The 8,749-nt window shown below is 46.9% G+C and carries 9 protein-coding genes; 5 read left to right on the top strand and 4 right to left on the bottom strand.

What is annotated here, in order from left to right; genetic code table 11:
• The coding region (locus Q0277_RS03225) for a transporter substrate-binding domain-containing protein (RefSeq protein WP_297995545.1) at positions 1-657 on the bottom strand (657 nt) is incomplete at its 3' end.
• 170 nt (positions 658-827) lie between these two features.
• On the opposite strand from Q0277_RS03225, the gene Q0277_RS03220 reads away from it, so the two are divergent.
• Positions 828-1,766, top strand: coding sequence for a hypothetical protein (locus Q0277_RS03220; protein ID WP_297995542.1), 939 nt, complete (start codon positions 828-830; stop codon positions 1,764-1,766).
• Between the two features lie 281 nt (positions 1,767-2,047).
• Here Q0277_RS03220 and Q0277_RS03215 read toward each other — a convergent pair whose 3' ends face one another.
• Positions 2,048-2,629: a Crp/Fnr family transcriptional regulator gene (locus tag Q0277_RS03215; RefSeq protein ID WP_297995539.1), complete on the bottom strand. Its 582-nt coding sequence runs from the start codon at positions 2,627-2,629 to the stop codon at positions 2,048-2,050.
• A gap of 127 nt (positions 2,630-2,756) precedes the next feature.
• Here Q0277_RS03215 and Q0277_RS03210 point away from each other — a divergent pair, with 127 nt between their 5' ends.
• The 3 genes from Q0277_RS03210 to Q0277_RS03200 all read left to right on the top strand — a co-directional run bounded on the left by Q0277_RS03210 (position 2,757) and on the right by Q0277_RS03200 (position 6,725).
• Positions 2,757-3,323, top strand: coding sequence for a hypothetical protein (locus Q0277_RS03210; protein WP_297995536.1), 567 nt, complete (start codon positions 2,757-2,759; stop codon positions 3,321-3,323).
• 13 nt (positions 3,324-3,336) lie between these two features.
• A complete protein-coding gene (locus Q0277_RS03205) occupies positions 3,337-5,784 on the top strand; it encodes a molybdopterin-dependent oxidoreductase (protein WP_297995533.1) in 2,448 nt (815 codons plus the stop codon).
• Between the two features lie 257 nt (positions 5,785-6,041).
• Positions 6,042-6,725, top strand: a complete 684-nt coding sequence (locus Q0277_RS03200) for a hypothetical protein (protein WP_297995530.1) — start codon at positions 6,042-6,044, stop codon at positions 6,723-6,725.
• A gap of 273 nt (positions 6,726-6,998) precedes the next feature.
• Here the strand turns inward: Q0277_RS03200 and tpx are convergent, their stop codons facing one another.
• On the bottom strand, positions 6,999-7,523 hold the full coding sequence (gene tpx, locus Q0277_RS03195) for a thiol peroxidase (RefSeq protein ID WP_005872978.1): 525 nt from the start codon (positions 7,521-7,523) through the stop codon (positions 6,999-7,001).
• 173 nt (positions 7,524-7,696) lie between these two features.
• Between tpx and Q0277_RS11170 the strand changes: the two genes are divergently transcribed.
• Entirely contained in the window at positions 7,697-8,446 is a 750-nt protein-coding gene (locus Q0277_RS11170) for a TM2 domain-containing protein (protein WP_366517318.1), read from the top strand.
• Here Q0277_RS11170 and Q0277_RS03185 read toward each other — a convergent pair.
• Complete coding sequence (locus tag Q0277_RS03185) at positions 8,439-8,699, bottom strand: hypothetical protein (protein ID WP_297995528.1); 261 nt, start codon at positions 8,697-8,699, stop codon at positions 8,439-8,441. The two genes, Q0277_RS11170 and Q0277_RS03185, sit on opposite strands and share 8 nt — an antisense overlap.
• Between the last annotated feature and the right edge of the window lie 50 nt (positions 8,700-8,749).

The raw sequence follows: 8,749 nt of genomic DNA, 5'->3' as shown, positions 1-8,749 counted from the left end.
TTCCTTATTTCCCTTTTGCACGCCAATACCGATGAAATCGGGCTTACCGAAGTTTTGAAACGGTACTTCGAGCGTATCGTCCACGACGGCGTAGGCTAGCACCGTGATATTTAAATTGATGTATCCGTCAGCTTTGCCGTCACGGATCATCGCGTAGCATTCGCTTGTGTTTTTGCAGTAGCTTACGTTGCTAAATTTCTCTTTTTTGAGGTAATTATCTACGGTCGTGCCCTCTTCAGTTATGAGCCTTATATCGCGCAAGTGTGATATATCTTTGATGGCGTCCGCTTTGCGAGTTAGCACGCCGAGATTGGTCGAAAAATACGGCGTCGAGAAGTCCACGTGATTTTTACGTGCCGAATCGATGACAAAGGTAGCTACGACCATATCGACTTTATTATTGACTAGATACGAGACGCGATCGGTGGCGCTTAGAGAGACAAACTGCACTTCGCCTTGTTTGGCACCGAAAATCGCCTTTGCGATCGCATTGGCAAGCTCGATCTCAAAGCCTTCAAATTTACCACCGCTAATCTCGCTAAAAGGCGGTCTGCCGTCTCTGACGCCTACTCTAATGACGCCGCTATTTCTGATCTCTTGCAGCGTGTTTGCAAAAAGCCCCGCACAAAGCAAGATCAAAGTAAAAAGTAGTTTCATTTACTGCTCCTTTGTTTAGGTTATTTATGGCTAATTCTAGCGAAATTAAAATCAAAATGCGCTTTTTTGGGCTAAATTTATTTGCCGTTTGCTTTTTATGAAATTTCAAGACGCCGTTAAATTTAGCCTTAGATTTGATATAATCGCGCAAAATTTATGGAAAGGGCGATATGAAAAATTTTATCTTTTTGTGGCTTTTGCTTGCGGGCTGCGCTTTCGGCGCCGTTAAAGAGGATGCGGCTTCTACTACGCAACAGACGGCGTCAAATTTGCCGCAGCCAAATTTTGAAATTTTTTACGATGAAAATGCTAGCGACGCGCAGATAGATGCGGGCTTGGACGCACTTTTAGCCTTCGCGGCGCAAAACAGGGGCAGGATCGACGAGGATTTCGGGGAGTTTAAAGATAGAATTTTCACCGCTTTTATTTTTAATCCGAAGGTGCTTCGAAATTCAAAATTCGACTTCGAGCGGATAGAAAAAATCCTTAAATTTAAACCAAATCTCAATTACGGCGGAGACGGCGGTTATTTCTCGCCGCTAAAGCTCGCGATCTTTTTCGGCTCGAAATTTAGCGGTGAGATGGCGAAGCTTTATCACTTTGATAGCGCCGATGCGATGCGGCTTTTAGAGCTTTTGGTGCAAAACGGCGCGGACGCCAAGACTAGCGGGCTGTTGCGAGATGCCGCGGCAAGTGATAATTTCGAGGCATTTAAGTTTTTGATCGCAAACGGCGCGCGAGATACGAAAGACGTGGTCGGCTCGGTTGCGGGCAGCGAATTAATATTTTTAAGCGATAACAACGTTTCTATTCTCGGATATAAGGAGGCGCTGCCGCTTGCCGCGAGGGAGTTTGCCGCGGGAGCCAAATTTAAAGAATTCCGTGACGGGAGATTACGCTATTTGGAGGAAATTTTAAAATTTCAAAGCTTTGCGAGCATCGATAAAAAGGAGGTAGAAACGCTTATCAAAGTAGCTGTGGTGCTGGATGACGAGATGACGGCGGAGTTTCTGCTCGCTCACGGCCTTTGCGAGCAAAAGGAGCTTTGCGAGTTTCTAAAAGCGCAGGCGAAAACTTACGACGCTGTAAAAATTTTGCAATCTTTGTAAAATTTAGCGCGCCGCCTCGCTTTGTTAAATTTAAAATTCGTGCCAAGAGCGTTAAATCGTCGCACCGCATTTTGCGCGTGAAATTTGCTTGGTCGCGCAAACGCCCGGTCTCCAATTTATCCGAGCCTCATCTTACTTTGCGATGCTTCCGCTTGTCTTTTTGATCTGCGTGTCCTTTCGTTTGATTCGCGCCACGCGCCCTTTTATTGGGTTAAATTTAAAATTTCGCGGGCGGCTTTCGCCAAAATAGTTTAAATTTAAACTCGCCTTGCGGATTTAATCTACAAAATTTTAATCCTATTGCCCTTTAATTTCACGATCTTTTTGTCATTTACTAGCTTCGTAATCGCCTGAGAGACGTTTTGGCGAGGCGCACCGAGTAGGCTTGCCAGCGTCATTATATTAAAGGGAAGCTCCACGATCTTATCGGCGTTTGCGATGCGATTTAGAAAATTTAAAATCCGCGTCTGGATTTTCGCAAAAACGATCTCTTTAATTAAAATCCGTTGTGAGTAGATATTTTTGATAAGCGCGTTTATGATCGAGCTTGCAAACTCGTCTCCAAGCAGCTCAAAAAGCTCCGAGATGTTGATCTGCAGCGTCTCGCAGTCGCTTAAAATTTCAAGGCTCGTGTTTTTATCCAAGCAAACGTAGGCGCCGCTTCTTACGAAGCTAAAGATAAATTCCTTGCCGTTTTCGTAGCAGTTTAGCTTCGCCCTGCCCTGCAGCAAAATGATAAATTTAAACTTCTGCGCGTAGATCACGTCGCCGCGAGCGTAGCTTTCGCGCCTAAATTTAGCAATCCGCTCCCTGCTTAAAAAGTCAAATTTCTCGCTGTAATCGTTATTTAGTCTATCTATCATAGCAGCTCTTTGCATAAAATTTCACGTAAATTTTACATAAAAAGGATAAATTCGTCGCAATCGCGACAAATTTAAATTTATCTTTGATTTATAATTCGCGTTAAAGACAACCCAGAAAGGATACTTTATGAGGAAAATTTTTATCTCATTTATCTGTGCGTGTTCGCTTTTCGGCGGAGAGGTGATCTCCAAAACCGCTACGATCTCGCAAGACGGCAAAGCAATCGGCGAGGCTGAAATTTTAACGCCGATCGAGGTGATATCCAGCGATGGCGGCGTTACCAAGATTAAGATCAAAGGCGTCGTGAGCGAAAACTATCAGCTTCAGATCCAAAAAAATATGAAAGAGGCTGAAATTTACGCGACCTTTGCGAACGAGGCCGAAACAAATTTTAAAAAGGGTAAAAAGCTCGAGGACGATTACGGCGAGGTTTGGTACGAAGTCGAGGGAGTTTACGAGATCAGCTCGGATGCCGTAGCCAAGGATGCCAAGGCGCTTTATGCGGAGGCAAAGACAAACTACGAGCAGATCTGCTCGGCGTGTCATAGGCTTCACGAGCCGAATAGCTTCACGGCAAATCAATGGCCTGCGAATCTGCAAGAGATGATCAACGCAAACTACGTAGCGCTTGAGGGCGATGATTTAAATTTGATCGTAAAATACCTACAACACAACGCAAAAAAACCTGAATGATAAAGGAGATCAGATGAAAAGGCGAGACTTTTTAAAGGCGGGGATTTTAGGCGCAAGCGCGGCAAGCGCTAGCAGGATCGAGGGGGTTACGCAGACGATTTTCGATAACAAAAAAGTATTCGGCGCAAATAGATTCGGCACTTTTTGGCTAAATTTAAACTCGTCGCAGATCGTTTCGGTAAGCGATTTTGAGGGCGATAAATTTCCAAACACGATGAATTACAGCTTGCCCGATTCCGTGCAGAACGAAAACCGCGTGCTCTATCCGATGGTGCGCAAAAGCTATCTAAAGGCAAAAGGCGCGGCAAAGAGCGAACTGCGCGGTAAAGAGGAGTTTGTGCGGGTTAGCTGGGACACAGCTCTTGATCTAGCGGCGAAGGCTTTGAAAGAAAATTTCGACAAATACGGCGCCGAGGCGATCTACGGCGAGTGCTACTGGTGGGGCGGCAGCGGCAAGATCGGCTGGGGTCGCACCGTAGCGCACCGAATACTTAAAATTTTAGGCGGCTACGTAGAGGAAAGCGGCGACTACTCCACCGGTGCGGGGCTTGTTATAATGCCTCACGTGCTGGGCTCAAGCGCCGTTTACGACGCGCCTACTACGTGGAAAGCGATCGTCAAAAACGCTAAAAACGTCGTATTCTGGGCGACCGATCCTGCGGTAACCAATCAAATTTCATCCATTCCGCCTACGCACGACGGCTACATCGGCATGCAAGAGCTTAAAAAATCGGGCATCAAAACCTACAGCGTAAACGTGATGAGAAACGACACCGCGCGTTACTTCGGCAGCGAAGATATTATCGTGCGCCCAAACACCGACACCGCGCTCATCATCGGTATGTGCCATTATCTCTTTACGAACAACCTCTACGACGAGGAATTTATCAAAAAATATACCGTCGGATTTAATAAATTTAAAGCGTATTTTCTAGGCGAGAGCGATAAAATCGTAAAGGACGCAGCTTGGGCGAGCAAAATTTGCGGGCTTAGCGAGGATGCTATTGCGAAATTTGCTACAGCGCTTGCAAAGGAGCCGAGCACGATTTTAATCGGTCGCGGTTTGCAGCGCGCAGATCACGGCGAGCAGCCTTTCTGGGCGCTAGTGGCGCTCAATGCGATGCTGGGATATATCGGCAAGGAGGGTCTCGGCTTTGAATTTAGCCTAGGCTACGGCTCTGCGGGCGCTACGAATAAGGTGGCTCCGATTTTAAAGGGCCTTAGCACGCGCATAGATGAAAAATACGAAAACACGGGCTCTGCGCCTTGGAAAAACGCGAAAAACATCACCATCCCGTCCTCTCGCAGCATAGAGGCGCTGGAGCATCCAGGCAAGCAGATCGATTATGACGGTACCAAGATCAAGCTGCCGCATATGAGAGTCGCATATATGGCGTGCGGATCGATGTTTACGCGCCATCAAGACGTGAATAATATCGTCAAGCAGTGGCGTAAATTTGACACCGTCATCACCGCCGAGCCGTACTGGACGAGCACCGCAAAACTTAGCGACATCGTGCTTCCCGTCGCGATCGAGGTCGAGCGCAACGACATCAACCAAACGGGCGCTACGGGCGAATATATAGTCGCTTACAGGCCTGCAATCGAGCCGATGGGCGAGAGTAAGAGCGACTTTTGGATCTGCGAGCAGATCTGCAAGCGCTGGGGATACGGCGAGGTCTTTAGCGAGGGCAAGGACGAGCTAGGCTGGATGAAGGAATTCTACGCCGATGCCGCAGAGCAAGCCAAAGGTCTAAATATAACGATGCCTAGCTTCGAGGAATTTTACGATAAAGGCTTCGTGCGCTTTGAAAAGGACGATGAGAGCAGCGCACTATATACGCGTCTTGCGGCATTCCGCGAAAATCCCGCCAAAAACCGCCTAGGCACCCCATCTGGCAAGATCGAGCTTTACTCACCAACGATCGCTAAGATGGGCTATGCCGACTGCCCGCCGATGCCTACTTGGATCGAGCCTAAGGAGTGGCTAGGCGATGCGAAAAAGACGGCGAAGTATCCGATCCACATCGTAAGCCCGCACTCTCGCTACCGCTTGCACAGCCAGCTAAACAACTCGATCATCAGAAATTTTGCCGAGGTTAGCGGCAGAGAGCCGGTGCTGATAAATCCAAAAGATGCCAAAGATCGCGGACTTGCGAATGGCGACATCGTGCGCGTTTTCAATGACCGCGGCGAAATTTTGGCAGGCGTACTCGTTACCGACATCGTGCCCGAGCGCGTCGCAGCGATCTGCGAGGGCGCGTGGTACGATCCCGAGGTTTGGGGCGAAAAGAGCCTCTGCCAGCACGGCTGCGTAAACGTGCTTACGTTTGATAAAGGCACGTCAAGTCTCGCGCAAAGCAACTCGGCCCACACCGTGCTAGCGCAAATCGAGAAATTTAAGGGGGAGATTAAACCTATACAAGCGTTTAGTAAACCTAAAATCTTACAAAGCATTTAATGCGTCGTCTCGCGAGTGCTTTTGAGAGAGATTTGAAATTTTAAGTCTGCGGCAGACTACTTGTCTAGCCTTGACTTAAAATTTCTACACAACTCTCAAAATCATCTCGCGATACTTCCGCTTGTCTTTTTGTGCTCAAATTTGGTGAAAATTTGAGCACAATTTGCTTCTTTTGTGTGCGTCAAATTTGAATGTAAATTTTGCTCAGGTTAAAAACTCTGCTAAAATTCGCTCAAATTTAACCCAAAGGTCGCGCCATGCAAATCCCGAATTTGATCCGAAATTTTATCCGCAAACGCATCGTTTCAGAGTCCATTTTGCTGCCGTTTTTCTATCCCGATGAGGGCGAGTTTGAGAGTTTTCAGGACGGATATAGGCTCGCTAGCCGCAAAACTGGCGAGGAGCTAGCAGACGACGCACCAGGGCAGTGGCGAAAGAGCTGGCGGGTCATCGCGCGTAACGGCATGGACGATCCGTTTTTCGTGGATTTTGCCCTAGGCGCCGGCTCGTGGGAGCCGATAAAGGTCGCGGACGATATCGTTAAATTTGAAGAAATTTTAACCGTCCTTGCCGCGCTTGAGGCGCCTTGCTCGCTTGAAGCGATCGCGCCGCTTACTGATTTAAACAACGAATTTTACCGCGAGCTGGCGGACGACTACTCGCAGAAAGATGAAGCGCGCGAGGAGCCCGAATATAAATATTTCAGCGTTTTCATCGAGGACTTGGGTGCCGATAAGGTAAAAACGCTCGTGTTTTTAAAGAAATTTTTTGACGACGAAAGCTTTGCAGTGACCAAAGAGAGGGCGCAAAATTTGCCGCTTTGCGTATTTAGCGGCATAGAGGAGCTGGCGCTACCGCTACAAGACAAACTCGCCTCGCTCGGAGTTAAATTTGACGTCCGCGAGATAACTTTTAGCGAATTTATCGCGCGGAGTGGCTAAGCGAGCAAATTTTAAAATTTTAACTCTCGCTGCTGCTAAATTTAAAATTTAGAAGCAGGCGATCCTATATTTCGTGCTCGTTCGCTTGCTATCGCAGTGCGTTAATAGCTTTGCGTGCACCGAAGCGCAAATCAAAGCGTAAAATCAAAATGTAAAATTGAAGTTGATTTTAAGCGCCCTACTTCGTTTTTTACTTGTAGTAGGGCAAATTTGCTTAAAGTAGTGAACTAAAGCGAGGTTAAAATTATCCAAACCTTGGATCTATTATCTTGCTCAGTTAGAGCAGCTGTTGCGAGCGACGAGCTCTGCAAAATCTAGGGCTGCGTCGTAGTCAGGCTCAGAGGCTATGTCGCTTACGAGCTCTTTATAAACCACGACGCCTGCGGTATCTATGACGAAGATCGCTCTGGCGCTAAGACCTGCTAATGCACCGCTGGCGATTAGGGTGCCGTAGCGGCGGCAAAATTCTTTATCGCGGAAATCACTTGCAACGCGTAGATTTTTGATCCCCTCAGTCGTGCAAAACCTCCCCATCGCAAACGGTAAATCCATCGAAACGACGATTACTTCGGTGTTAGGAAGCGATGCGGCGCGCTCGTTGAACTTACGTGCCTCCGTCGCGCAGACGGGCGTATCTAGCGACGGCACGGCGACGATGATTTGCACGTGCTTGCCGCTAGCGATCTCGATTTCGCTTAGATCTTGAGCTACTAAGCGTACTTGCGGCGCGCGATCACCTAGATTTATCTCTTGCCCGCTTAACTCTACGGGCTTTCCTTGAAATGTTACTGTTGGCATTTTTGTCCTTTGTTTTGAATTTGTAGTGGCGAATATACAAAAATTCCTTAAATTTCAGGTAAAATTGCTTTAAAAATCAAGGAGAGTAGATGGGCGAAGATATTTGGGGCGGCAGCAGCAATCCTGCGTCGCTAGCCAGCATAAGACGTAAAAGCGGCGAATAAAAAAAGCCTCTGGACGAGAAACCACAGGAGCAATCTGAGAATTTAGATTTAGCGCAAGAAGAACTTGCGGCGGATGATACTAGCGAGCAAAATTCCACGGCTCAGAATTCTATAGAGCAAAATTCCACTTCCATAAGGCAAAATTTTACTCCACAAAATTCTGCGGAGCAAGATTCTAACGCTAAAAGTTTTAATTCTACTGAAAATACTGCGAACTCGCAGAATTTTATAGAGCAGAATTCCACTTGGCAAAATTCAGCTTCCCTAAATTCCGATAGAATTAGCTCTACGCAAAGCTCAGCTAAGGTTTACGATCTAAATAAGGCCTACGCGTTTTATATGTTCCTCGGGCCTTTCGGCGCGCATAGATTTTATCTTGGGCGTATAATCTCCGCGATTTTTCAGCTTTTAGGCGGGCTGCCATTTCTCATCTGGCTTTTTTTAGTAGTGGTTGCTGTCATGTGGACGAGTATAGAAGGTAACGAGCTGTTGGCGCTTGTAAACTCATCTCGTCCGGATTTGGGCGTGCAAGCATCAGACCTAAAGGATATAGAACAGGGCTTTTTTCATTTTATGGTTATTTTTTCGGTGCCTAATGTTTTGTTTTTAATCTGGCTTATTAGCGACTTTTTTAGGTTGCCTGATATGGTGCGAAAGCTAAATGTATCCGTAGGCGCGGGAGCAATCCTGTATGTTTATGCGGAGACGCTAAAGAGCAGAGCGAAAATCTATCTACTGCCAAAACTACCCTTTACATAGCGTTTGGGCTTGAGGCGTTAAATGCGGTAGGCAGATATATCAAGAATATAGATAAAGTGGGTGCGTTGGAGGGCGTCGGACTTATATCTATGATATGCCTAGCTGTAGGGTTATATTTTTTAGCGCGGGCAATACGCAGCACGGATCTGCTATCAAACGCCGTGCTAGTCGGGGTTTCCTCGGCTATAAGCGCAGTAAGCACTATATTTGTAGGATTTGAATTGTTTAAACCATCAGTTTTTATGATAAGCATTTATTGCGTATGCACAGCGGTATATCTGATCTATCAGCTGCTAGTTAGTA

Origin of the sequence: uncultured Campylobacter sp. (assembly GCF_938030815.1) — a bacterium.
In the GTDB taxonomy this organism is placed as follows: Bacteria; Campylobacterota; Campylobacteria; order Campylobacterales; family Campylobacteraceae; genus Campylobacter_B.
The sequence above is the reverse complement of the archived record's forward strand: the minus strand, read 5'-3'. Positions and strand labels throughout refer to the sequence as shown.